The following is a 22,973-nucleotide window of genomic DNA, read 5'->3' as shown; positions in this document are numbered from 1 at the left end:
TTCCTCATCTTGAGTCCTGTGAGGCATGCAACGGCGTCCCCGAAACGTCGTCGCGGTTGCTTTGGTCGAGATGCTTGGCTGTGTTGAACATGGGGAGCAGCACCCGGAAGATGGTTTTCCGCGGCTGGGATTCGCATTCGATGATGCCGCCGTGATCGCCGACGATCTTGGCGACCAGCGCAAGGCCAAGCCCGCTGCCGGTCGGCTTGGTGGTGACGAACGGATCGAACAGATTGGGCAACAGGTCCTCCGGCACGCCGGGACCGTTGTCCTTGACGCAGAATTCGAGCGGCAGGGATACGCGCGATTTCTTTCCGGGCACCGAGAGGCGAACGCCGGGACGGAACGCGGTGGTGAGCTGAATCTCCGCGTCGCTGCCGAGATCGGCCACCGCCTCGGCGGCGTTCTTCACCAGGTTCAAGAATACCTGAATCAGTTGGTCCTGATTGGCCAGCACAGGCGGCAGCGAGGGATCGTAGTCTTCGACGAAGCGGATGTTGCGGGCGAAGCCGGATTGCGCCAGCCGCTTGACGTGATCGAGTACGCTGTGGATGTTGACCGGGCCGCGTGCCACCGGCCGGTCGTCGCCGAATACTTCCATGCGATCGACCAGCGTGACAATACGGTCGGCCTCGTCGCAGATCAGCCGGGTCAGCATGCGGTCTTCCGAGGATGCGGCCTGCTCCAGAAGTTGCGCCGCGCCGCGGATGCCCGACAGTGGGTTCTTGATTTCATGCGCCAGCATGGCGGCCAGCGCGATTACCGAACGCGCCGCACTTCGATGCGTCAGTTGCCGGTCCATCTTGTCGGCGATGGTGCGCTCCTGCAGCATCACGACGATATGGCCGGGCCGCTCGGTCAGCGGCGCGACGTGCAGATCGACCTGGCGGTCGCCGCCGATCCGCGGCGTACCGAGATCGACCTTGTACTCGTTGACCGGCGAACCGCTGGAGCGCACCTGATCGATCAGCGCCAGCAGCGGGCTGCCGAAAGGCACCAGTTCCTTGAGCGATTGGCGCTGCAGGAATTGCGTCGAGATTTCGAAAAACGATTCGGCGGCCATGTTGGCGTCGACAATCCTGCCGTCCGGCGCAACCAGCAGCACCGGATTGGGCAAGGCATTGAGGATGGCGTCGCCATCGGAGGGCATCGGCCTGCGATGTTCTGCGGCTGAAGTCATGCTGCAGCGCTCCATGCAAAGTCGTCAAACGCATCCTGAAGAGATCTGTCCACGCCCGCGGGATCTTCGGACGTCAGAATCTTCGCGCGCCAGGTCTTGAGCGTGGCCGCCGGCGCGCGGCTGCAGCGCCCCGCAACCTCCAGCGCCCAGCCGAGATGCTTGCGTGCGTGGCGAAGGCCGACCCGCAAGCCGTAGTGATTGCAAACCTCTGCATAAAGCGCGCGGATATGATTGAGCTGCTCGGCGAGCGGCGGCGGCGCCTCGACGACGCCGGTCTCGAGCCGGCGCGCGATCTGACCCGGCAACCACGGCTGGCCCTGGGCGCCGCGGCCGACCATGACGGCGTCGGCGCCGGATTGTTCGAGCGCGGAAACTGCGTCCTCGTAAGAAGTGATGTCGCCGTTGACGACGAGCGGAATGCTGATCGCATGCTTGACGGCGCGCACCGCGCTCCAGTCGGCAACACCCTTGTAGAACTGGCAGCGGGTGCGGCCGTGCACCGTAATCATTTGCACGCCTGCGGCCTGCGCGCGGCGTGCCAGGTCGGGTGCATTAAGCGAGCGCTCGTCCCAGCCCAGTCGCATCTTCAGTGTCACAGGCACTTTCACGGCCGCGATCGTCGCCTCTATCAGCTTCAAGGCGTGATCGAGATCGCGCATCAGCGCCGAACCGGACTGGCCGCCTGTCACATGGCGGGCGGGGCAGCCCATATTGATATCGATGATTTCGGCGCCATTGGCCTCGGCGACCCGCGCGCCTTCCGCCATCCATTTGGTCTGGCACCCCGCGAGCTGGACGACGTGGGGTCCTATTCCGGTTGCCTCGCATCGCAGCAGCGACATCGGCCGGCCATTGACGAGATCATCGCTGGCTGTCATTTCGGAAACGACGAGTCCTGCCCCGAGTGCCGCCGTCAGACGTCGGAAAGGCGCATCAGTTATGCCCGACATCGGCGCGAGAAGAACCGGACTGGCGATAGTAATACCGCCTATTTTCAACGGCTTAGAGCGAAATGTTTCCGAGCCGGTCACAGACTTCTCGTTTCTCTCGCAGGCGCCTCATCGCGACTGTCGGGATCCATTTTGCGCACAAATCTTGTGCAGTCAAGCTTCATGCCTACAGTTTAGACAGTTCTGTAAATTGTGCAAGTGCACTGCAACAAAATATGCTTTTCCCACAGCTGTTGGAATCGCTCTGTTTTTAGGCCTTCGGCATGATATGGGCTGTGCGCCGGGCCAGTCCTTGCTCCCTCGTCAACCCTGAAACGCCAGTAATTGAGTGCAATGCCGAAATCTGTGCGGACCGCCGCTATTCTTGTCGCTGCCGGACGCGGCCTTCGGGCCGGTTCCGGGGGCCCGAAACAATATCGCTCGATCGGTGGGCAGACCGTGATTTTCCGCGCAATGGAACCGTTTTGCCGCCATCCGGAAGTGTGCGCCGTGCAGCCGGTGCTCAATCCCGATGACGCCGCCATGTTCAATGCCGCCGTCAGCACGTTGACGCACGAGCCGCCCGCCAGGGGCGGGGCGACGCGGCAGGCCTCGGTGCACGCGGGACTGGAAGCTCTTGCCGGCCAGAAGCCGGACATCGTCCTGATTCACGACGCCGCACGGCCATTTGTCTCGGCGGCGCTGATCTCGCGCGCGATCGATGCCGCCGGTCGCACCAGAGCGGCTATCCCTGCGATTCCCGTCGCCGATACCGTCAAGCTGATCGACGGAAACGGGAACGTCGAAGCCACGCCGGAGCGCGCGCGGCTGCGCATCGCGCAAACGCCGCAAGCGTTCCGATTCGACGTGATCCTCGACGCCCACCGCCGCGCGGTGCGCGAGGGCCGCGGCGATTTCACCGATGATGCCGCTCTCGCCGAATGGGCGGGATTGACGGTAGCGACCTTTGAAGGCGATCCTGCGAACATGAAGCTGACGACACCGGAAGATTTTGTCCGCGAGGAAGCCCGCCTCGCCAGCCTGCTCGGCGATATCCGAACCGGGACCGGCTACGACGTGCACGCATTTGGTGACGGCGATCACGTCATGATTTGCGGCATCCGCGTGCCGCACACGCGCGGCTTTCTCGCCCATTCCGACGGCGATGTCGGCCTCCATGCGCTGGTCGACGCCATCCTCGGCGCGCTGGCGGACGGCGATATCGGTTCGCATTTCCCGCCCAGCGATCTCAAGTGGAAGGGCGCGTCCTCCGACCAGTTCCTGAAATACGCGGTCGACCGGGTCACCGCGCGCGGCGGCCGCATCGCCAATCTGGAAGTCACGCTGATCTGCGAGCGGCCGAAGATCGGACCGCTCCGCGACACCATGCGCACCCGCATCGCCGAGATCACGGGCGTGAACGTCTCGCGCGTCGCCGTGAAGGCGACCACCAGCGAACGCCTTGGCTTCACCGGCCGCGAGGAAGGCATCGCCGCGACCGCGAGCGCCACCATCCGCCTGCCCTGGGACAACAAGGCCTGGGACAACAAAGGCTGGAGCGACTGACATGAGCGGCAGCGACGCCCGCGCCCTCTCCCGCTCGCTGCTCGATCTTTGCCGGATGCGCAAGCTGACCATCGCGACCGCGGAATCATGCACCGGCGGCCTGGTCGCGGGCGCGCTCACCGATATTCCCGGCTCCTCCGACGTCATCGACCGCGGTTTTGTGACCTATTCCAATGAGGCCAAGCGGGCGATGCTGGGCGTCAAGGCCTCGACGCTCGAGAGTTTTGGCGCGGTCAGCAAGGAGACCGCGACCGCGATGGCGGTCGGCGCGCTGGAGCGCGCCGGCGTCGACCTCGCCGTCGCCATCACCGGCATCGCAGGTCCAGGCGGGGCTGTGCCGGGCAAGCCGGTCGGCCTCGTGCATTTCGCAGTCGCCGCCCGCGACGGCCGCATCCTGCATCGCGAATGCCGGTTCGGGGCGATCGGACGCAGCGCGGTGCGCGCCCGCTCCGTGGTCGAGGCGTTGCGGATGCTGATGGAACTGGCGCGTGGACCGCAGGCGGTGACAAAACCGCGCCGCGAAGCCGCCAGCCGCTTGCGTCTGCGGGTGGCGCGTTCGCCGCGTCGCAGCGCCGTCAAAAGGCGCCGGCCGCCGCGGGCGTGATCGACGCAAAGCTCGTTCAACCCCGGTTCGCAATTCCCGGCCTGCCGTAAATCTTATCCGCGCGCTTTTCGAACGCGGACGCAAAGCGCTGAAACGCGGTGTCGAACATGGTGCCCATCAGCATCGCCAGCATGCGGCTCTTGAATTCGTAGGCGAGATAGAACCCGACATCGCAGGACGTGTCCGACTTCGGCTCGAAGGTCCAGCGGTTCTCGAGATTGGAGAACGGCCCCCGCAGATATTCGACCAGGATCTTCAGATTGGCGCGGTCGAGCGTGACGCGGGTGGTAAAGGTCTCCCGCACCAGTTTGAACGAGACCGTCATCTCGCAGACCACGATCTCGGTGCCGTCGGGTTTCGGCGTGCGCTGCCGCACCTTGAGCGCGCTGCACAGCGGCACGAATTCGGGATAGCGCTCGACGTCGGCGACCAGATCGAACATTCGCGCCGCGCTGTGGTTGACCAGCCGCCTGGAGTTGAATTTCGGCATCGAAATAACGCTTTAGCCAGATTTTGCGGCGCGCGCCGCCTTCAGCCGGGCAAAATCATCGCCGGCGTGATGCGACGAGCGGGTCAGCGGGCTCGCCGACACCATCAGGAAGCCCTTGGCGTAGGCGATCTTCTCATAGCCGGCGAATTCCTCCGGAGTCACATAGCCCATCACGGCGTGGTGTTTGCGGGTCGGCTGCAGGTACTGCCCGATGGTCAGGAAATCCACGTCCGCCGAGCGCAGATCGTCCATCACCTGCAGGACTTCGTGACGCTCCTCGCCGAATCCGACCATGATGCCGGATTTGGTGAAGATCGCGGGATCGATTTCCTTGACCCGCTGCAGCAACCTGATCGAATGGAAATAGCGCGCGCCCGGCCGGACGCTGAGATAACGCGATGGCACCGTTTCCAGATTGTGGTTGAACACGTCGGGTTTTGCCGCGACCACGATATCGAGCGCACCTTGCTTGCGCAGGAAGTCGGGGGTGAGAATTTCGATCGTGGTGGCCGGACAGCGCGCGCGGATCGCGCGGATGGTTTTTGCAAAATGCTCGGCGCCCCCATCGGCGAGATCGTCGCGGTCGACCGAGGTGACCACGAGATGATTGAGCCCGAGCTTGAAGGTCGCTTCCGCGACGTGCTCCGGCTCGCTCGCATCGAGCGCCCCGGGCATGCCGGTCTTGACGTTGCAGAACGCGCAGGCGCGGGTGCAGGTGTCGCCCATGATCATGAAGGTCGCGTGCTTCTTGTCCCAGCATTCGCCGATATTCGGGCAGCCCGCCTCCTCGCACACCGTGACGAGGCCGTTTTCCTTGATGATGTTGCGGGTATCCGCATAGCCGCGCGTGGTCGGGGCGCGGACGCGGATCCAGTCCGGCTTCGGCGGCGACAAGGAGTCCGGCCGGTTCACCTTTTCCGGATGGCGCGGGCGCACCGGATTGGCGGAGATTGTATCAACGACGACGACCATGGAATATCCATATCCCTGAAACGCTTAGCTAATCCGCTTGAAGGGGAATCGCAACCGCCCGGCTTGTTCGCTCCGACGCTTTAGCATATTGCCATTGCCAGCGCATTTTTCGCCCTCCCGGCCCCGTTTTGAATGGCTAAAAGCCGCATTTCCCGAAATTACGCCGCACCCGATCTGGGCAAGCCGCTCAGGCGCGCCTTCTTCGGCCGCAGCGTGCACGAGGTCGCTCCCGATCTGATCGGCGCGACGCTGCTGGTGAACGGCGTCGGCGGCATCATTGTCGAGGTCGAGGCCTATCATCACACCGAACCGGCCGCGCATTCGTACCGCGGGCCGACGCCGCGCAACCAGGTGATGTTCGGCCCGCCCGGCTTTGCCTATGTCTATCGCTCCTACGGCATCCACTGGTGCATCAATTTCGTCTGCGAGAAAGCGGGTTCGGCAAGCGCCGTGCTGATCCGCGCCCTTGAGCCGACCCACGGCATTGCCGCCATGCGCCGCCGGCGGCACCTGGACGACGAGCGGGCGCTGTGCTCCGGACCTGGCAAGCTGACCGAAGCGCTCGGCATCACGAGCGCGCATAATGGCCTCGCGCTCGACGCCCCGCCGATGGCGCTGTATGCGCGCGTGGAGAAACCCGAGATCGTCGCAGGCGTGCGGATCGGAATTACCAAGGCGGCCGCACTGCCGTGGCGATACGGCCTGAAGGCCTCGAAATTCCTCAGCAAGCCGTTTTGACGATCGACCCTGCGCCAGGTGCTCACCGCTCAGGATGCCGTCGCCCCGACGGGCAGTGTGAACTGAAAGGTCGCCCCCTGTCCCGTAGTGGAGCTCTCCCACAAACGGCCGCCATGCGCCGCAATGATCCGGCGGCTGATGGACAGTCCCATGCCGGTGCCTTGCGGTTTCGTGGTGAAGAACGCGTCGAAAATGCGCGCGGCCGCATCGCTCGAAAACCCAATGCCGGTATCGCTCACCGAGATCAATAGTTGACCATCCTCGGTCCTCTTTGAGGCGACGGTCAGTTCACCACCTTTATCCTGCATCGCCTCGACGCCGTTGAGCATGAGGTTCATCAAAACCTGCTGCAGCTGGACCCGATCCGCTGTCGACGCCGGAAGCGCCGGATCGAGGTCGGTGCGGATCGAAACGGCGCTCCGAGTGGCCTTGTCGGCCAGCAGCACGCTCATCTCCCGAACGACCTCGTTGAGGTCGACCAATTCCCGCTCCGGCTTACCCCGCCTGTAGAGCGAGCTGACCCGGTCAATGATGTCAGCGGTCCGCGTCAAGGCCGCGACCATGGCCGCGGCGGCCTCCGATGCCTTCGGCGGGTCCGGCGGATCACGGCGCAGCCATTGCGAGCAGGCCTGGGCGTTGATGGCCGCAGCAGTAACCGGCTGCTTGATTTCGTGAGCCAGCGAGGCGGCCAGCTCTCCCATCATGGTGACGCGGTTGATATAGGCGAGATCCGCCTCGAGCTGGCGCAATCTCTCGCGCTCTTCCTCGGCGCGCTTGCGTTCAGTGATATCCATGACCGCCCCGACGAAGACGAAACTGCCGGGATCTTCGCCAGCCGAGGGATGAGCCACGGCCCGGACATATTTGACGGAGCCATCGGCCATCAGCAGGCGATGCTCCACGGTAAACTCGGTCCTCTCGATCAAGGCGCGGTCCAGGATCCGCTGCAGATGCGTCCGGTCGTCCGGATGAGTTCGGTCAAGCACCAGCTGGAGGGACGGAGCGCTCGCGGGCTCGTATTCGAATATCCGATACGTCTCCTCGGACCAGTAGATTTCCCCGCTCGCCAGATCCCAGCCGAAGCTTCCGGTGTGGCTCAATCGCTGAGCCTCCGCCAGATACATCTCGCTCCGGCGAAACGCCTTCTCCGCCTTCTTGCGTTCGGCGCGCTCCCGGGTTTCGCGCAGCGCGCGCTGCACGGAGGGCACGAGCCGAGACAGCCGCGACTTCACGACATAATCCGTGGCCCCGATCTTGACCGCCTCGATCGCCACTTCCTCGCCGAGCGAGCCGGAAACGAAGATGAAGGGCAGATCGGCGCGGGCATCCAGCGCGAGCTGCAAGGCCGAAAGGCCGTCGAAGGAGGGAAGTTTGTAGTCCGCGAGAATGAGGTCGAGCCCCGCGTCCTCGAGCCCGGCGACGAACTCGCCGCGTGTTTGGGCGCGGGTTATTTCACAGACGAATTGATCGGCTTCAAGGAGTTCCTGGATGAGCTCCGCGTCATGGTTGTTGTCCTCCAGCAGCAGAATCCGAAGAGCAGATTTCACTTCTGCACGCTGCCCGGCGGCGGCTCGTTGATCACCGCCCAGAACACGCCGAGCTCCTTCACCGCGTTGACGAACTCATGAAAATCGACCGGCTTCACGACATAGGCGTTCACCCCGAGCTTGTAGCTCCGCATCATGTCTTTTTCCTCGTTGGAGGACGTCAGCACCACCACGGGAATCAACTTCAGGCGCTCGTCGGACTTTATCTGCTGGAGGACCTCCAACCCGCCGATCTTCGGCAGCTTGAGGTCGAGCAGCATGACCGCGGGATTGCCGGCGGGGCGGGTGCTGAATTCACCCCGGCAATAGAGATAATCCAGAGCTTGTTGTCCGTCGCGGGTGATCACCACCTCGTTCGCCAGGTTATAGTCGGTCAGCGCCGTCATGGTCAGTTCCACGTCGTTCGGATCGTCCTCGACGATCAAAATGCGTCCCAGTCCGGTCATGATGCGTTTGCTGTCCTTTCCCCTGCAAGCTGTGGCTTGGGAAGCGAGAAATAGAAGGTCGCGCCCTGATCTATCGCCCCCTCGCCCCGCACCTGCCCGCCATGGCGGTGGATGATGCGCTGGACGGTCGCCAAGCCTATTCCGGTGCCTTCGAACTGTTCGGGCAGATGCAGGCGTTGGAAGACGCCAAACAGCTTGTCGACATACTGCATGTCAAAACCGGCGCCGTTGTCCCTCACGAACAGCTCGACGTCGTTGTCGTTGCGGTCGACCGCGCCGATCTCGATTTCCGCCGGCTCGCGCATGCGCGTGAACTTGGCCGCGTTGGAAACCAGGTTGAGGACGACCAGCCTCAGCATAGAGCGGTCTCCGTAACAAACGGGAAGCGCGCCGATCTTCCAGGCAATGTCCCTGCCCTTGGTGTCCTGCCCGATTTCAGCGACGACCTCCTTGACGAGCTCTCCCAGATCGACTTGCGTTTTTCTGGTCTCGGCCCGCCCGATCCTGGAAAACGCCAGCAGGTCGTCGATCAGGTCGCCCATTCTTTTCGCCGAGTCGAGGATCGTTCGTATGAATCGCTGGCTCTTCTCGTCGAGCGCCGAGGTTGCCTGCCGCTGCAGCAGTTCGGAGAATCCAACCATGTGGCGGAGCGGCGCCCGCAGGTCGTGGGAGACGGAGTAGGCAAACGACTCCAATTCCTTGTTGCTGGCCTCGAGCTCCACGGCCCGCTTGCCGAGCTCCAGATTGAGTTTGCGAATCTCGTCCTCGCGCTGCCTGCGCTCCACCACTTCGACCTGAAGGTGGTCACGGGTTTGACGAAGGTTGTCCTCGATCCTTCGCCGGACAGCGCTGAACGAGGCGACGATGGCCGCCCATCCGACAAAGATGAAAAAGTATGGGAGATCCCTGGCCGAGATGTCGAAGGAGTAATACGGCTCGAGAAAGAAATAGTCGAAGAAGAGCAAGGACAGCAGAACGGACAAAACCGAGGGCCCGATTCCCGCGTACCAGGTGGCGAAAGCGATGGCCACCGTAAGGACCGGCACTTCAACGTCCCGGAATCCGTAGTGCTGCAATATGAACGCGATTCCCAGTGCGATCGCGACGGAGACGACCGAGAAGCCATAGCGCAGGGTCGGCGAGTGGATCCTCTGAAATTCTCGATTCCAATACGCCAGGCTACCCTTCGCTCCGATATGGGTGGGTCCTTCCGCAAGCTCGGTCATGACAGCACTTTATGATACTTGGCGCGTATCTTTCGACCGGCTTTACGGTACAGGATTCAGGTTCCAGCCGCTACTCGAAATCGGGCGGATGTCGCGTACCCCGGAAAGCCGCGTCCTCGATCCGCGCCGGCCGATCAGGCCTGCTCCAGCGGATTCCGGTTGCAAGATACGACTGCGCACCCCCGCGGCGCGACGCGCCCGGGTTGTCCCTGTAATTTCCGCCCAAAAGAGGGCGTGGGGAATGCCGGGTGCCAGCGCACCCGCAGCCGCGCGTGTAGTGTAGCAAGCACGCGCGTTAGTCACCACGGATACGCCGAACACCCGGCATTCCCGCACGCGATGGTTTTAACGGCTTCCTTCGTACTCTCCCCGGTGATCGGGCTTTTTTGTCACCGTCGCCAGCAGCGTTAGCTGCCAACTTGACGCCGGCGTCGAGGCGTCAGGACCACACGACTTCTCCGTCCGCAAGTTGAGCGCTCTCGTCTTTAGCGCCGCTTGCGTCCATCGCATCCAACCCCGCGTCCGTGACGATCGCGATACGCCCCTCGAGTGGGGTGGACGGCGGAGTTATAAAAGTGATTTGGGGTTTCGGAAAACCAGAATATTTTTTCGGATGGGACTGGACAGGTAGAAACAGCTTGATCCGGTTCAGGAAATTAGATTTTACGCGCAAAGCCGCGGGGCGGCCTCCGGCCGAGAATTCGAATTTGCGGCCGCTGCTTCGCTAACCGCTACGCCTCGCCACGTGGGCCAGACGCGCCCTCGCGGGTTCGCTTCGCGCGAACCATGTGCGCGCCCGGACCGATCGCGATACTCTCCTTCAAATCGCTGTAGAAGCGGTCGGCGATGGCGGCCATGCCGAGATCCTCGACCGTGCCAAAACCCTTGTCGTGCAGCATCTCGGCAAGTTCGGCCGGATCGAACAGGCTGAGCCAGGGCTCGCCGCGCGCCGCCGCTCTTTCGGCGATGGCCATCACATCGGCCCGACGTTCTTCGGGATAGTTTTCGAACGGCTCGGCATAGTCGAACACGACTTCGGAATCCGGCACGGCCGCGATGAAGTCCAGGGTCAGCGAAACCGCATCGCGGGTCAGATACGGGACCACGCCCAGCCATTGGAAGAATGCCGGGCGATCGGCCGCAAAGCCCGCGGCCGCGAGTCCGTCCACCAAGCTTTGCCGCTCGAAATCGACGGGCGCGAAGGTGAGCGAGGCTGGAACGGCGAGGTCCGCCTGTTTCAGCCGCTCGCGCTTCCAGTCCTGCGTGGCGGGATGATCGACCTCGAACACGCGGACTCCAAGTCCGGCGTACGGGTTGCGCAGCGAAAACGTGTCGAGGCCCGCGCCGAGCACGACGACCTGGCGCACGCCGCGCGCCGCGCAGGCCGCCAGCGAGCCTTCCGAAAACCGGCTGCGCGCGGCGATGAACAGGCGCATCGGCCGCAGCGATGCGTCAGCCGCGACGTCGTCGAGACCCGCCCGCGTCTTGTCATCGAGAATCCGTATCGCGAAGGGATCATGGAAGATGGCGCCGCCTTCCAGCATCTGGTGAACGGCGCGATAGGCTGCCGCGCGGCGCGCGGTATGACTTGGCTCGCCGGCGCGCAAGGTGTCGCCTCCTCAAACCGGGTGATGGCAAACCGCTTCTAGCCGGTTGCCGTCGGGATCCCTCAAGAATGCCGCGTAGCAGGACGCGTGATAGTGGCGCAAGCCGCGCCCGTTCGCCATAGCCGAGCCAGTCGTCGCGGCGGCCGACTTTTACAATGCCCAGCACGTTCATGATCGCATCGTAGAAGGGCTCGGCAGCTGCTATATCCGATACGGTGATGGAAACGTGATCCAGCATCGATCCCAGCCCATTTCGCCGCTTATTCCGGGGCCTCATGGTTCGAGACGCGCGAAGACGCACTCCTCACCATGAGGGTCCAAGACCTTGTCCTGAACCAGGTGACCTCATCCTGAGGAGGCCGCAAGGCGGCCGTCTCGAAGGATGAAGCCACCAAACCGACAATCCGCTAAATGGCCTGTTTGAGCCGCTCCAGCGCTTCGAGGATTTTGGACTTGCGCGCTTCGGCCGCCTCGCGCTTTTCCTTTTCCTCTTCGACGATTTCTTCCGGCGCGTTGGCGACGAATTTCTCGTTGCCGAGCTTGGCGTCGACGCGCTTGATGTCGGCCTCGGCTTTTGTCAGTTCCTTGTCGAGGCGGGCTTTCTCGGTCGAGAAGTCGATCACGCCCTTGAGCGGCAACGCCGCGACCTCGCCGCGCACCAGCAACTGCGCAGCACCCTCCGGCGCACGGTCGGCAAACGAAATGTCCGACAGCCGGGCCATCCGCCTGATCACGTCGCTCCAGCGCGGCGCGCGCTCTTTGGTCTCGGCCGACGCGTCGACCAGCACCAGCGGCGTCAGCGTCGCCGGCGCGATGTTCATCTCGGCGCGCAGCGAGCGGATCGCGGTGACGAGATCGACCACCCAGCCGATCTCGGCCTCGGCGGCAGGATCGGTGAATTCGGCCGGCTCGAACGCCAGCAGCAGCGGCGGCATCAGGGGATCGTTGATGGTCGTGGCCGACATCATCGCCAGTTGTTCCGGCGTCGGGCCCGGCTTGCGCGACCATGGCGCCAGCGCCAGCAGGCCGTCGCGCCTGGCCGTCACGGTCCACAGCTCTTCGGTGATGAAGGGCATGAACGGATGCAGCAGCTTGAGGATTTCGTCGCGCGCCCACGCCACCATGGCGCGGGTCTCTTTCTTCGCACCGCCCTCCTCGCCCATCAGCACGGGCTTTGCGAGCTCGAGATACCAGTCGCAATAGACGTTCCAGACGAAGCGGTAGCACGCATTGGCGGCGTCGTTGAAGCGGTAGGCCTCGATGGCTTCGGTCACCTCGCGGGTGGCGCGCGCGGTCTCGTGCGCGATCCAGCGGTTCAGCGTCTGCTTCGCCTCGGTCGGGTCGAAGCCGTCCGAAATCGCGCAGTCGTTCATCTCGGCGAAGCGGCAGGCATTCCACAGCTTGGTCGCGAAGTTGCGGTTGGTCTCCACCAGCTGCGGCGACAGCTTGATGTCGTGGCTATGTGCGGCCCCGCGCGCCAGCGCGAAGCGCAGGGCGTCGGCGCCGTAATCGTCGATGACGCCGAGGGGGTCGATGACGTTGCCTTTCGACTTCGACATCTTCGCGCCCTTCTCGTCGCGAACCAGGCGATGGATATAGACCGTCGAGAACGGCGGCTCCTTCATGAAGTGGATGCCCATCATCATCATCCGCGCGACCCAGAAGAAGATGATGTCCCAGCCCGTCACCAGCACGTCGGTGGGATAATAGCGCTTCACTTCCGGCGTATCGTCGGGCCAGCCCAGCGTCGAGAACGGCCACAACGCCGAAGAGAACCAGGTGTCGAGCACGTCCTCGTCGCGGGTGATGAAGCCTTCGCGCTTGTTGCTGTCGAGCGCCATCTCCCGCCCCTGCTCCGGCGTGATGACTTCCTGCTCGACGTAATAGCCGAGCGCGTTGCCGACCGCTTCTTCCTCGGTCTCGGCGACGAACACCTTGCCGTCCGGGCCGTACCAGGCCGGAATCTGATGACCCCACCAGAGCTGGCGGGAGATGCACCAGGGCTGGATGTTCTCCATCCACTCGAAATAGGTTTTTTCCCAGTTCTTCGGCACGAAGGTGGTCGCGCCGGAGCGCACCGCCGCGATGGCGGGCTGCGCCAGCGTCTTGGCGTCGACGTACCACTGGTCGGTCAGATAGGGCTCGATGACGACGCCGGAGCGGTCGCCATGCGGCACTGTGTGGGTGTTCGGCTCGGTCCGCTCCAGGAAGCCGAAATCCTCCAGCCGCGAAAGGATCTGCTTGCGCGCGGCGAAGCGGTCAACGCCGTCCAATTCGTCGGCAAACTGGACCGCGCCTTCCGGCAAGCCGCGCAGGTAATCCTCGTTGCCGACCAACGCGAGGCGGCCCTCCTGATCGAGCACGCTGATCTGCGGCAGGTTATGGCGGCGGCCGACCTCGAAATCGTTGAAGTCGTGCGCCGGCGTGATCTTGACGGCGCCCGAGCCCTTTTCGGGATCGGAATATTCGTCGGCGACAATCGGAATCCGGCGTCCGACCAGCGGCAGGATCACGTCCTTGCCGACCAGACGGGCGTAGCGCTCGTCGTCCGGATGCACCGCGACCGCGCTGTCACCGAGCATCGTCTCGGGGCGCGTGGTGGCGACGACGATGTAGGTCGCGGGATCGTCGGGATTGAATGTCTTGCCTTCCAGCGGATAGCGCAGATACCAGAGGTGGCCCTTGATCTCGACCTGCTGCACCTCGAGATCGGAGATCGCCGTCAACAGCTTGGGATCCCAGTTCACCAGCCGCTTGTCCTTGTAGATCAGGCCCTCGCGGTGCAGTTCGACGAACACCTTTACAACCGCGCGCGACAGGCCCTCGTCCATGGTGAAGCGTTCGCGCGACCAGTCGCAGGAGGCGCCTAGCCGCTTCAACTGGTTGATGATGACGCCGCCGCTCTCGGCCTTCCACTGCCAGACGCGCTCGAGGAATTTGGCGCGGCCCATCTCGCGCCGGCCCGGCTGCTGGCGCTCCATCAATTGCCGCTCGACCACCATCTGGGTAGCGATGCCGGCGTGATCGGTGCCCGGCTGCCAGAGCACGTCGCGGCCGCGCATGCGCTCGAAGCGGCAGAGAATGTCCTGCAGGGTGTTGTTGAGCGCGTGCCCCATATGCAGGGAGCCGGTCACGTTCGGCGGCGGGATCACGATCGTGAACGGCCTGGCGTCGCGGCGCTCGGGGCGTCCGGCAGAAAACGCGCGGCTATCCTCCCAGACCAGGGACATGCGGCCTTCGATATCGGCAGGCTGGTAGTTCTTCTCGATCATGGCGGAGCAATCTGGCTGTGGAACGCGCTGTCCGTTTGAACCGGAGTTAAATCAGACTCCAGCGCTATCTATCTGGTTAGGCATGATCTTTTCGGAAAACCTGTTGCCAACCCTCGGGTCAAGCCCGAGGGCATGCGTTTGGCGGATCATGCCCTAGAAAGCTGCACGCGCGCGCCAAGTCAACACGACAGGTCGTGCCAAAAGCGGCACAAACCCGGATGTAGTGGCTGAATCGAGGCTTTGAAGCCTTGCGGCGAACGGCCTATTGGCGCCCGCGCGAAACCCGCTCGATTTCCGCCTTGACGATCCGCTCCACCAGGCCGGGCAGATTATCGTCGAGCCAGGATTTCAGCATCGGCCGCAGCATTTCCTTGACCAGATCTTCCAGCGTCCGTGCATTGTTGCTGAGCACGGTATGGGCAAGCGAGTTGAACGCGGATTCGACCGCCGACACGGTCGAGTGCGACAGGATCGGCCGGGCCGGCGGACTGCTTTCCAGCGGTGGCGGTTCGAAGGCGGGCTGCCGGTGCAGCGCGCGCGCAGCCGCCGATTCCGCGAATTCGAGATCGTCCGGCGGTTCGACCTTCCGAAATGACGGCTGCGGCGGCTCGGGCTCGGCCACCGCCATATCGTCGGTAAGTTCGAACACGTCGGCCTCGGGCGCTGCCGGCCGTATCTCCTCCGCAGTGGTCGTCTCATCGAGGCCGTTCAGAAGTGCGTCGATGTCATCCTGGCTGTTGCTTACAGCCGGCGCGGGCGGCGGCGCAGGAGGGGGTGGCGCAGGCTTGGCGGGCGGCGGCGCTGCCCTGGCGACGGCCGCTTGCGGCGCAGGAATGGCCGTCGGAGGAACATTCATTGCGGGGGCTTTGGCCGCTGGGGCCGCCACAGGTTTCTCCGGCTTGGCCGGGGCCGCCGCGCTGGCGGGTTTTTCGGCAGCCGGCGGCTTGGCTTCGTCGTCGGCAATGATGCGACGGATCGACGCCAGAATCTCCTCCATCGAGGGTTCTTGGGCCTTTGCGGGCTGCGTCATTTCCGACTCCACATCATCAACGCCCTCGCATGCGTTTTACACCAAGCCCGACGGGATTTGCCGGTTCCGGATATGCAGGCCGGGATTTTCATCACACAAGCCTGACTTGTCCCCAGATCAAACACCGCACGACATACGTGCGGCATCCCGCTCCTGCTCAGGGCACCGAAGCGTCACGGCCAAGGACGCCGGATGCGGCGCGAATCGCTCTGTTGCCTGAGGCAAAGGTATGTCACGGCAACATTTGATTGCAAGCAACGCTGGAGACACGGACCGCCAAAGCTTGCCGTTAGCGAGAAGTGCGCGCCTTCGCGCCAAAGGGTTCTCGCGTGTGCGCGATCCATCGACGCGACCTCGCGCGCGCTTCAGGAACGAGAGCGCGACGCGGACGTAAAAACCGTGCTTGGGTTTCGCCGATCGAACCTGCGTGAGCGCGACCGCAGTCTCGACGCAAGCGCCGACCACTCAGGCGATCAGCGGCCGTCCGGCGTGCGGACGCCGATCCAGCTGTCGCGAACCTGCTGATAATGCACGCTCGGATCATAGACAACGGTGGACAGATTGAGCACCTGCGGCGACAGCCGTCCCACCGCGTTCAAGACGGCATAGGACGCGACAACGCGATCGTGCTGCGCGGTGACCAGCGCGACGCGCGCGTTGACCAGCGCCTGCTGGGCGTTCAACACGTCGAGTGTGGTGCGCTGGCCGGCCTTGGCCTCTTCCCGGACGCCGTTGAGCGCGATCTCGGACGCCGTCACCTGGGCCTGGGCAGAAGCGACCTGCGCCTTGCCGGCCACCAGCTGGCCCCATGCCGTCACCGTGTTGGCGCGGGTCTGGTCGCGGGTCTGCTCGAGAACGAGGCGCTGCTGCGCCAGGTTTTCCTTGGACTGGCGGATCAGCGCATATTCGGCGCCGCCCTGATACACCGGCACCGAAACCTGCGCGATGGCGGAAGCGCCGAACGACCGGAAGATCGTCAGGGTCTGTTCATAGGATTGCTGCACCGAGGCCTGAAAGCTTACCGTGGGCAGCAGCGCGCCTTCGTTGACCTTGACCGTCAGATAATTGACGTCGATGCCGAACATCGCCGCGGTGACGTTCGGATTCTCGATCAGGCTGAGTTCGACCGCGCCGGGCAGCGTTCCCGGCAGGAAGCGATCGACCGGCGAACCCGGCGCCAGCGCCTCCGGCTCGTTGCCGATGATGCGGCGGAAATTCGCCTTCGTCGTCGTCAGCGTTGCTTGCGCGGCCAGGAGCTGGGTATTGCCGGCGGCGAGTTGCGCCTCCGATTGGGCGACGTCGGTGCGCGTCACTTCGCCGACATTGAATCGGTCGCGGGTCTGCTTCAGCGTCTGTTCGAGCACACGCACGTTGCTCTTCTGAACCTCGACAATGGCCGCGTCGCGCAAGTAGTCCATATAGATCGTCGCGGCCGACAGCAGAACGCTCTGTTCAAGCACCCGCAAGCCTTCGCGCGCGCCGGAGACCTGGCTCTCCGCGGCGCGGGTCTTGTTGGCGGTCTGCTGCCCGTTGTAGACGGTCTGCGAGACCGTGAGGCCGGCGCTGCGCGGAGCATTGGTGCCGTGGTTGATGGTTGAGAGGACGTTGGGACCCAAGGTTACAGGATTGGTGCCGGGCGAGTTGAGGAGGGTGTCGGTATATTGATAGCCGGCACTGGCGGTGACAGCGACCTTGGGGCGATATCCCGACAAAGCCTGCGGCACGTTCTCGTCGGTGGACCGAACCTGGGCGCGCTGCGCGTTGAGCTGCGGGTTGCTCTGATAGGCGCGCACCAGCGCGGCCTCGATCGTATCGGCCAGAGCGGGCATCGGGCCCATATATGCCATCAGCAGGACCGCAGCCGCGGCTCCGGTAACCAACTTCGCCCCACGCATCCCAAGTAATCCAATCATGACCTTCGCCAATCCGAGTGCACCCGAATCGGCTTATCGCTTCACTTCGAGTCAGTATTCCGTCCACACCTTATGCCCGGCGCGAGCGCGACGGAACCCCGGCCCGGCGAAAGCAGGTGGAAACTCTGCACGTGCAGCATCCGGGCCACACTTCTGATTCAGAACGGGATTTTAACAGCGGCGACAGGCTGGAACCGGCTAGAAAACGAACGCCGGGAGCCGTTCCAGGCCGGGCAGGACTGGAACCGACGCGTCGAAAAGCACCCGGTTCCCGAAATCGCCGTGGGAGTGTGTCACGATCATGGCCCGCGGCGGCTTGGTCGTGGCGAAAACCCCGACCAGCCGGCCGCCGTTCCGAAGCTGCCCGTACAGCCGCTCCGGCGTCACCTCCGTGGCACCGTCGAGAACGATCACGTCGAATGGCGCGTCCGCCGGATCCCCGTCGGCGACGGCGGCGGCCTTGAATGTGACGTTGGCGAGCCCGAGCTGGGCCAGCACATCGTTGGCCTTGGCCACCTGGGCCGGGTCGCTTTCGGTCGCCACCACCTGCCCCGCGAGTCGCGCCACCACGGCCGCCGCATATCCGGCGGCCGAACCCGCCACCAGGACCTTGTCGGTTTGCTTGATCTTGGCGGCCTGCAGCATCTTCGCCAGCACCTGCGGCTTGATCAGGACGCGCCTGGCGGCGCCGCCTTCGCTAACGTCCAGATCGAGGTCGAGATAAGCCAGCGCGCGCTGGTTTGGCGGCACGAAGGCCTCGCGCGGCACCGCCAGCATGGCATCGAGAATTCGGACATCGGTGACGTCGTTGGGGCGCACCTGGCCATCGACCATTTTCTGGCGCGCGGTCGCAAAACCGGACATTGGCGGACCCTGGGGTGAGTTGCGGACATCGCCCGCGGGAAAGCGTTAAGAACCGCGTCATCTCTGGTACAAACTTCGCCAAAACGCAACGCCGATCGCGGCGGCAAAGGCTGCAATCCGCTACCCTGCAAAGCTGCCTGCCGTTCGCAAATACGGGCCTATTCGATCGTCACCGCGAGCCGTGCGATCAGCCTTGCGACCTCGTCCAGATCCGCCGAATCATGCTCCTCGACGGCTTTCTTAAGCCGCATCACGCATTCGTCGTCGCTCATCGCGGATTTCCCAGCGGGTATCTCGCTTGGGACGATCGAAGGCGTCCGCCTTGTATAATCGGTCTGAGAGTTTCGCATCGAATCACTTCCGTGGTGAAACCCGGCGGTATCAGTATTCGTCGCGGAATGCGACTTTTTGGCGCCACCTTGACGCTGCGGCGGGGCTGCTGGTGCGCCCCGAGCGGCGCCGAGGCAAAGGTCCGGTTCGGCCGTCAGGGGTAACAAACCCTTGTGGCGCAGGCAGTTCCCCCGCCCTCTTGATGTCGCGCCGGAGGCGGATATTTCGTCCTTTGCAAGCCGTAACGGCTTTGTTATACGCTGCCGCGTGCGAACACGGTTTTCGCCCTATTCCTCGGTAGCTCAGCGGTAGAGCATTCGACTGTTAATCGAATGGTCGCTGGTTCGAATCCAGCCCGGGGAGCCAATTCAATCAGATCCTCGCCTGAATAATTGATCGAGCTGTCATGCCGCCGGCCGACCGGCCGCTTGGGCCAGCTCATTCCACAGCCCGCCAAATCGTGAAAGCCTGCACGCGTACAATTCGATTTAGCGCCGAACCCATCTCAAATGGTTGCGTTAACGCGCGTGTCAGAGGGAGTTTCGGCATGAAAACCCTTTCGGTCCTCTGCGTCTCCCTTTGCGTCGGCCTTTCGATCCCGGCGGCGTTTGCCCGGGGCGGTGGCATGGGTTCGCACCATTCGTCTGGAGGCATCCCCGTCACCGGTGGCGCCTCCGGCACGAGCCCTGCCGCTCCCGGAACCAACTCGTTGGGTACGGCGCTCTCGTCCAGCGGCATTGGCAGCCCGCAGAAAGGACCACCGCTCGGCACCAATCCTGCCATCGACCGCGAAGAAGCCAAGGTCGACAAATCAATCGGGTCGATCTGTCGGAGCTGCTGATCAGAACCAGCAACACCGCACCGGCAAACCGCTATCCTCGGCCTGGGGGCCGATACGCAAGGCTAGCTGCTGGAGACGATCCGCAGCCGGGGCCGCAGCGTTTCCGCAAGGTCATCATTCAGCCGCTGCACGCGTGGATCGGTCGAGCGGCGTGCGCAGGCCGCATACTGATTGACGGATCGCGCGAGGGCATTGCGCTCTTCAACGGTTTTTGAGACTTCCGGACTCGACAGCCGGAGCACCATGGCTCCGAGGTTGACCAGAAGTTCGTCGAGCGCCCTGTCGATTTTTGCAAATTCATCCATCGGACCGCTCCGTCTCCGGAGCGAAGAAAACGCACCGTCGCGACTGGCGTTCCCGATACGGCGCCGACAGGGATAACCGAACGTAAACGAGGCCGCGCCGCGCACCAATTCGTGAACGCCAGCGAAGCGGTTCCGGATCTGGCGAACCACGTTCAGTTGATGCGCGCGAACCGGAACGTATTCCGGCGCCTTCGGTTCTTCCCTTTCACAGCAAGAGGAAGATTATCATGAAACTGACCAGCATCGGGCTGGCGGCTCTGCTCGCCCTTTCAAGCGGTGCTGCTTTCGCCCAAACCGGCACCGGCTCTGCGGGCGGCGCGGCCGCGGGTGGAACCACGACCGGCTCGTCCATGAACGGAACGACCATGGGAACTTCGCCGGGAACGACAACCGGCGGCGGCCTGAATAATGGAATGACAACGGGAGCCGGCAGCGCAACAGGCGGGGCGAACAGTAACTTGAACCCGTCCGGCAATAGTCTGATCAACCCCTCGCCCAGCGGATCGACGCTGACCCCGCCTCCGGGCGGACGATAGGAGTTGGACGGCAGCAAAACCCGCCGCCACGCGACGGGCGGAAGCAAAAAACCCCGGCCTCAAGGCCGGGGTTTTCCGTTCCGGAAGAACACGAGGCCCGGCGTGCCTAGGAGTCCGGGCCTCGTGACCAGTCCGCCCCCGCAGGGCTGGAAACGGGAGCGCGCGTCTTGGCGCGAGCGCGGGAAATCCATAGTCGAGTTTCGAATCGGCTCATACTCCGGGCGATTACGGTGCAGCGGCCGGGGCATCGAAGCGAATCGTCACTGCTCGAACATCGCCTTCAGGCGTCGCTGAGGCGGGCCTTCCGCCGCCGCAGGCAGCTGGTGATCGCCCGCACGTTGGGGATTTCGCCCGCGCAAAGGCGATAGGCGTCGGGTGTGCAGGCCCGCTTCTGTTCCGGCGTGGCGATATCCGCGGACGCCGAACCGGCGGCGAACTGCACAAGCAACAGACCGAACGCCGCGGCAAGATGGGCGCGGCCGGCGCCAGCGGAAACTCCGGGAAACCTTACCGTCATGACAGCATCCCCTTGCGGAGTGCCGGCGCCACGACGGCGCCGGCGTCATGCTGGCAAGTAGCGTAAAGATTGTCGGCCAAATGTGATTTTTCTCACATTTGGCCGCGCCAGGCCGGTCTACATCTTCGCAGGGGATCAACACTTCAGTAACCAACCTGGCCGCGATCGCTCGATCGGTAAAATTTGAGCGATCCATTCAACCCGGAAACAGAAGAGTTTTGAGACCTTGCGCCTTCGGAGAACCGGAGGCCGCGATGAGCGAAGCTGAATACGACCGATTGCTGGAGGCCGTACAAATGGCGATCGAACCCGCGCCGCAGGAACACTTCTTGGCTAAGCTGCCTGTGCATGATGAGCCGCAGGAGGCCGCCAACGACAACCGGCAGGCCTGGCCGCTGATTCCGTTTCCAGAGGGCTGGTACGCCTCCTGCTGATCGGGGCTCGGAGCCTCTCCCGGGCTCACCGAACGTCAACCCAAGTCATTGGTTGGATTGTAGCGGGCCGCTCTCAGCCCTGCCCGTCGCCGAGCCCGTATTCGAGATAGATCGCCTCAGGGTCAATCTCGGGGAATAACCGGCACTTGGCCTGCGCCAGATGCAGGTTGACGCTCGCGGGCGCTGAGCCTGCCGCCAACAGCTTCCTGATATCTTCCATATGCGTCTGCGGCTGGTGTTTCGGCGGAAGCTGCTCCAGCGCGACCAGCGCGGTTGCCAGGGCTTCGGTGATGACCCAGCCGTCGTGCCCGGTGATTCCCTTTCTTGGCATAGGCGATCCCCACGTCCAGACAATGCCGCCAACTACGGGTGCAAACCGTCAAGACCAAGGCAAGCGCGCGCGTCACGGACTGCATCAACGTCGGCCGCACTCCCAAGGCACCCATTCCGATCACCGCTGCTGCCACCGTATGATCGCCGACACGATGATCCAACCGGTGTGCAAATCACAACAGTAACTTCAAACAACTCGATCATCGCGGCCCCCGGTTTGGCGGTCCGCTAACGCCCGAGGTTGAAAAACGATCCCGCGGCAGCCGCACGCTCCGGCGACGGCAAGCCCGCCTATGGGAACCCGCGGGGAATAAAATAATACTGTGAAGTCAATGAGGTGGAGTTGGAGGCCACGACCAGAATTGAACTGGTGTACACGGTTTTGCAGACCGTTGCGTAACCACTCCGCCACGTGGCCCCTTGGGGCGGATCATTACTAGGCATCACCGCCTTAGGCAACCGCCCTCACCCCTTTGCGCCTCGATTTGAAAATCCGAAACGGCTGGATCGGAAGCATCAATTCGACGAGGCGGCCCGATCCAGATCAGCCCCGCTTGCGCCTGCGGTAATCACGCTTTGGCCGCGGCTTGGGCGCAAGTTCCGGCAGCTCGACCTGCGCCACGCGGTATTTCGCCAGCATCCGTTCGAAACTTGCGTTGAGGGTATCGGCGATATCCGGCCGCCTCTCCAGCGCCGAGAGCAGCATCGCAGCCGACTCGACGGTCGACAGGCCGTCGCGGCGCGGTTCGCGGCGCAGTTTTCCATAGCGCGACGGATGCTTCGGCCCGAGGATGACGCGCTGGCATTTCAGCATCCACGCATTGCGCCACCACAGCGCCTTGGCCTGGCTCCAGGTGCCGTCGAGCAGCACGATGCCCTCGATCTCCTTCAGGATGGCGCGCTGATGATCCTCGGCTTCACCCTTGCGGTTGATGGCGACGATCTCGCTGTCGGTGTCGAGATCAGCGACCTTGGCCGAGCCGAGATAGAGCACCGCCCAGCGCGAGGGATCGGCGACCGGCCGCCCCAGCGCCTTGGACAGGCTCGGCCACGACAACCCGATCTTGACCACCGCGTCCCTGAAATGCAGGGCGGTCAGCCGCGCCGTGCCCAGCGCCCGGTCCTGCTCCTGCGGATGCTGCAGGATCAGAAGCGAGATGCGGTTCTCGATCGGCGTGATGCTGTCGCAGATGCACAACGGCAACGGCTTATGGCAGCGCGGACAGTCCGGGATCGCCTCCGCGACGGCGGCGCCTGCCTCTAGCTCGGATGATTTTGACATGTGCCCGCTAT

At 63.7% G+C, this 22,973-nt stretch carries 22 protein-coding genes and 2 tRNA genes; 7 read left to right on the top strand and 17 right to left on the bottom strand.

Features of this window, described 5'->3' with window-relative positions; all coding sequences use genetic code 11:
* Positions 1–4 precede the first annotated feature (4 nt).
* Together B5525_RS31015 and dusB are read right to left on the bottom strand one after the other, a co-directional pair.
* Positions 5–1,180 (bottom strand): two-component system sensor histidine kinase NtrB, encoded by a 1,176-nt coding sequence (locus B5525_RS31015; RefSeq protein ID WP_079574016.1) that lies wholly within the window; start codon positions 1,178–1,180, stop codon positions 5–7.
* Positions 1,177–2,178 (bottom strand): tRNA dihydrouridine synthase DusB, encoded by a 1,002-nt coding sequence (dusB, locus tag B5525_RS31010; protein WP_079569430.1) that lies wholly within the window; start codon positions 2,176–2,178, stop codon positions 1,177–1,179. Before dusB ends, B5525_RS31015 begins: the two co-directional genes overlap by 4 nt.
* Positions 2,179–2,463: 285 nt before the next feature.
* Here dusB and B5525_RS31005 point away from each other — a divergent pair, with 285 nt between their 5' ends.
* Together B5525_RS31005 and B5525_RS31000 are read left to right on the top strand one after the other, a co-directional pair.
* Positions 2,464–3,675: a bifunctional 2-C-methyl-D-erythritol 4-phosphate cytidylyltransferase/2-C-methyl-D-erythritol 2,4-cyclodiphosphate synthase gene (locus B5525_RS31005; RefSeq protein ID WP_079569428.1), complete on the top strand. Its 1,212-nt coding sequence runs from the start codon at positions 2,464–2,466 to the stop codon at positions 3,673–3,675.
* Between the two features lies 1 nt (position 3,676).
* Positions 3,677–4,279, top strand: coding sequence for a CinA family protein (locus tag B5525_RS31000; protein WP_079569427.1), 603 nt, complete (start codon positions 3,677–3,679; stop codon positions 4,277–4,279).
* 16 nt (positions 4,280–4,295) lie between these two features.
* Here B5525_RS31000 and B5525_RS30995 read toward each other — a convergent pair whose 3' ends face one another.
* Positions 4,296–4,769 (bottom strand): type II toxin-antitoxin system RatA family toxin, encoded by a 474-nt coding sequence (locus B5525_RS30995; RefSeq protein WP_079569425.1) that lies wholly within the window; start codon positions 4,767–4,769, stop codon positions 4,296–4,298.
* A gap of 12 nt (positions 4,770–4,781) precedes the next feature.
* Positions 4,782–5,741: a lipoyl synthase gene (gene lipA, locus B5525_RS30990; RefSeq protein WP_079569424.1), complete on the bottom strand. Its 960-nt coding sequence runs from the start codon at positions 5,739–5,741 to the stop codon at positions 4,782–4,784.
* A 132-nt stretch (positions 5,742–5,873) separates the two neighbouring features.
* On the opposite strand from lipA, the gene B5525_RS30985 reads away from it, so the two are divergent.
* A complete protein-coding gene (locus B5525_RS30985; RefSeq protein ID WP_079569422.1) occupies positions 5,874–6,479 on the top strand; it encodes a DNA-3-methyladenine glycosylase in 606 nt (201 codons plus the stop codon).
* Between the two features lie 29 nt (positions 6,480–6,508).
* Here the strand turns inward: B5525_RS30985 and B5525_RS30980 are convergent, their stop codons facing one another.
* The 8 genes from B5525_RS30980 to B5525_RS30935 all read right to left on the bottom strand — a co-directional run bounded on the left by B5525_RS30980 (position 6,509) and on the right by B5525_RS30935 (position 18,384).
* The gene (locus B5525_RS30980; protein WP_079569421.1) at positions 6,509–8,026 is read right to left on the bottom strand and encodes a hybrid sensor histidine kinase/response regulator; all 1,518 of its coding nucleotides are present in this window, start codon (positions 8,024–8,026) and stop codon (positions 6,509–6,511) included.
* Positions 8,023–8,472: a response regulator gene (locus B5525_RS30975; protein ID WP_079569419.1), complete on the bottom strand. Its 450-nt coding sequence runs from the start codon at positions 8,470–8,472 to the stop codon at positions 8,023–8,025. Before B5525_RS30975 ends, B5525_RS30980 begins: the two co-directional genes overlap by 4 nt.
* Positions 8,469–9,698 carry a sensor histidine kinase gene (locus B5525_RS30970; protein ID WP_079569418.1) on the bottom strand — a complete coding sequence of 410 codons (1,230 nt, stop codon included), beginning with the start codon at positions 9,696–9,698 and terminating at the stop codon, positions 8,469–8,471. Before B5525_RS30970 ends, B5525_RS30975 begins: the two co-directional genes overlap by 4 nt.
* Positions 9,699–10,429: 731 nt before the next feature.
* Positions 10,430–11,305, bottom strand: a complete 876-nt coding sequence (locus B5525_RS30960) for a class I SAM-dependent methyltransferase (protein WP_079569415.1) — start codon at positions 11,303–11,305, stop codon at positions 10,430–10,432.
* A gap of 407 nt (positions 11,306–11,712) precedes the next feature.
* Positions 11,713–14,577, bottom strand: coding sequence for a valine--tRNA ligase (locus tag B5525_RS30950; protein ID WP_079569413.1), 2,865 nt, complete (start codon positions 14,575–14,577; stop codon positions 11,713–11,715).
* Positions 14,578–14,839: 262 nt separating this feature from the next.
* A complete protein-coding gene (locus tag B5525_RS30945; protein WP_079569412.1) occupies positions 14,840–15,607 on the bottom strand; it encodes a PopZ family protein in 768 nt (255 codons plus the stop codon).
* Between the two features lie 473 nt (positions 15,608–16,080).
* A complete protein-coding gene (locus tag B5525_RS30940) occupies positions 16,081–17,502 on the bottom strand; it encodes a TolC family outer membrane protein (protein WP_079569410.1) in 1,422 nt (473 codons plus the stop codon).
* Between the two features lie 216 nt (positions 17,503–17,718).
* Complete coding sequence (locus B5525_RS30935; protein WP_079569409.1) at positions 17,719–18,384, bottom strand: protein-L-isoaspartate O-methyltransferase family protein; 666 nt, start codon at positions 18,382–18,384, stop codon at positions 17,719–17,721.
* Between the two features lie 621 nt (positions 18,385–19,005).
* Between B5525_RS30935 and B5525_RS30925 the strand changes: the two genes are divergently transcribed.
* Together B5525_RS30925 and B5525_RS30920 are read left to right on the top strand one after the other, a co-directional pair.
* Positions 19,006–19,080: transfer RNA gene (locus tag B5525_RS30925), tRNA-Asn, on the top strand.
* Positions 19,081–19,261: 181 nt separating this feature from the next.
* Entirely contained in the window at positions 19,262–19,555 is a 294-nt protein-coding gene (locus B5525_RS30920; protein WP_079569406.1) for a hypothetical protein, read from the top strand.
* A 62-nt stretch (positions 19,556–19,617) separates the two neighbouring features.
* Here B5525_RS30920 and B5525_RS30915 read toward each other — a convergent pair whose 3' ends face one another.
* Positions 19,618–19,860: a hypothetical protein gene (locus B5525_RS30915; protein ID WP_079569404.1), complete on the bottom strand. Its 243-nt coding sequence runs from the start codon at positions 19,858–19,860 to the stop codon at positions 19,618–19,620.
* A 227-nt stretch (positions 19,861–20,087) separates the two neighbouring features.
* Here B5525_RS30915 and B5525_RS44695 point away from each other — a divergent pair, with 227 nt between their 5' ends.
* On the top strand, positions 20,088–20,396 hold the full coding sequence (locus B5525_RS44695; protein WP_154073550.1) for a hypothetical protein: 309 nt from the start codon (positions 20,088–20,090) through the stop codon (positions 20,394–20,396).
* A gap of 280 nt (positions 20,397–20,676) precedes the next feature.
* On the opposite strand, the gene B5525_RS30905 is transcribed toward B5525_RS44695, so the two are convergent.
* Positions 20,677–20,913, bottom strand: a complete 237-nt coding sequence (locus B5525_RS30905; protein WP_079569401.1) for a hypothetical protein — start codon at positions 20,911–20,913, stop codon at positions 20,677–20,679.
* A 254-nt stretch (positions 20,914–21,167) separates the two neighbouring features.
* On the opposite strand from B5525_RS30905, the gene B5525_RS30900 reads away from it, so the two are divergent.
* Positions 21,168–21,347: a hypothetical protein gene (locus tag B5525_RS30900; protein ID WP_079569400.1), complete on the top strand. Its 180-nt coding sequence runs from the start codon at positions 21,168–21,170 to the stop codon at positions 21,345–21,347.
* A gap of 73 nt (positions 21,348–21,420) precedes the next feature.
* Here B5525_RS30900 and B5525_RS30895 read toward each other — a convergent pair whose 3' ends face one another.
* The 3 genes from B5525_RS30895 to B5525_RS30885 all read right to left on the bottom strand — a co-directional run bounded on the left by B5525_RS30895 (position 21,421) and on the right by B5525_RS30885 (position 22,962).
* Positions 21,421–21,678, bottom strand: coding sequence for a hypothetical protein (locus tag B5525_RS30895; protein WP_079569398.1), 258 nt, complete (start codon positions 21,676–21,678; stop codon positions 21,421–21,423).
* Between the two features lie 346 nt (positions 21,679–22,024).
* Positions 22,025–22,098: transfer RNA gene (locus B5525_RS30890), tRNA-Cys, on the bottom strand.
* 126 nt (positions 22,099–22,224) lie between these two features.
* Complete coding sequence (locus B5525_RS30885) at positions 22,225–22,962, bottom strand: tRNA-uridine aminocarboxypropyltransferase (RefSeq protein WP_079569396.1); 738 nt, start codon at positions 22,960–22,962, stop codon at positions 22,225–22,227.
* Positions 22,963–22,973 lie beyond the last annotated feature (11 nt).

Origin of the sequence: Bradyrhizobium erythrophlei (assembly GCF_900129505.1) — a bacterium.
GTDB lineage: Bacteria > Pseudomonadota > Alphaproteobacteria > Rhizobiales > Xanthobacteraceae > Bradyrhizobium > Bradyrhizobium erythrophlei_D.
This window is presented reverse-complemented; position numbering and strand designations above follow the sequence as displayed.

Excerpts from the sequence above, each read along its gene's own strand:
- B5525_RS30935 (WP_079569409.1), bottom strand. The coding sequence starts at position 18,384 with ATGTCCGGTTTTGCGACCGCGCGCCAGAAAATGGTCGATGGCCAGGTG.
- B5525_RS30915 (WP_079569404.1), bottom strand. The coding sequence starts at position 19,860 with ATGGATGAATTTGCAAAAATCGACAGGGCGCTCGACGAACTTCTGGTC.
- B5525_RS30900 (WP_079569400.1), top strand. The coding sequence starts at position 21,168 with ATGAGCGAAGCTGAATACGACCGATTGCTGGAGGCCGTACAAATGGCG.
- B5525_RS30950 (WP_079569413.1), bottom strand. The coding sequence starts at position 14,577 with ATGATCGAGAAGAACTACCAGCCTGCCGATATCGAAGGCCGCATGTCC.
- lipA (WP_079569424.1), bottom strand. The coding sequence starts at position 5,741 with ATGGTCGTCGTCGTTGATACAATCTCCGCCAATCCGGTGCGCCCGCGC.
- B5525_RS30905 (WP_079569401.1), bottom strand. The coding sequence starts at position 20,913 with ATGACGGTAAGGTTTCCCGGAGTTTCCGCTGGCGCCGGCCGCGCCCAT.
- B5525_RS44695 (WP_154073550.1), top strand. The coding sequence starts at position 20,088 with ATGAAACTGACCAGCATCGGGCTGGCGGCTCTGCTCGCCCTTTCAAGC.
- B5525_RS30895 (WP_079569398.1), bottom strand. The coding sequence starts at position 21,678 with ATGCCAAGAAAGGGAATCACCGGGCACGACGGCTGGGTCATCACCGAA.
- B5525_RS30985 (WP_079569422.1), top strand. The coding sequence starts at position 5,874 with ATGGCTAAAAGCCGCATTTCCCGAAATTACGCCGCACCCGATCTGGGC.
- B5525_RS30970 (WP_079569418.1), bottom strand. The coding sequence starts at position 9,698 with ATGACCGAGCTTGCGGAAGGACCCACCCATATCGGAGCGAAGGGTAGC.
- B5525_RS31015 (WP_079574016.1), bottom strand. The coding sequence starts at position 1,180 with ATGACTTCAGCCGCAGAACATCGCAGGCCGATGCCCTCCGATGGCGAC.
- B5525_RS31000 (WP_079569427.1), top strand. The coding sequence starts at position 3,677 with ATGAGCGGCAGCGACGCCCGCGCCCTCTCCCGCTCGCTGCTCGATCTT.
- B5525_RS30945 (WP_079569412.1), bottom strand. The coding sequence starts at position 15,607 with ATGACGCAGCCCGCAAAGGCCCAAGAACCCTCGATGGAGGAGATTCTG.
- B5525_RS30975 (WP_079569419.1), bottom strand. The coding sequence starts at position 8,472 with ATGACCGGACTGGGACGCATTTTGATCGTCGAGGACGATCCGAACGAC.
- B5525_RS30995 (WP_079569425.1), bottom strand. The coding sequence starts at position 4,769 with ATGCCGAAATTCAACTCCAGGCGGCTGGTCAACCACAGCGCGGCGCGA.
- B5525_RS31005 (WP_079569428.1), top strand. The coding sequence starts at position 2,464 with ATGCCGAAATCTGTGCGGACCGCCGCTATTCTTGTCGCTGCCGGACGC.
- B5525_RS30885 (WP_079569396.1), bottom strand. The coding sequence starts at position 22,962 with ATGTCAAAATCATCCGAGCTAGAGGCAGGCGCCGCCGTCGCGGAGGCG.
- B5525_RS30920 (WP_079569406.1), top strand. The coding sequence starts at position 19,262 with ATGAAAACCCTTTCGGTCCTCTGCGTCTCCCTTTGCGTCGGCCTTTCG.
- B5525_RS30940 (WP_079569410.1), bottom strand. The coding sequence starts at position 17,502 with ATGCGTGGGGCGAAGTTGGTTACCGGAGCCGCGGCTGCGGTCCTGCTG.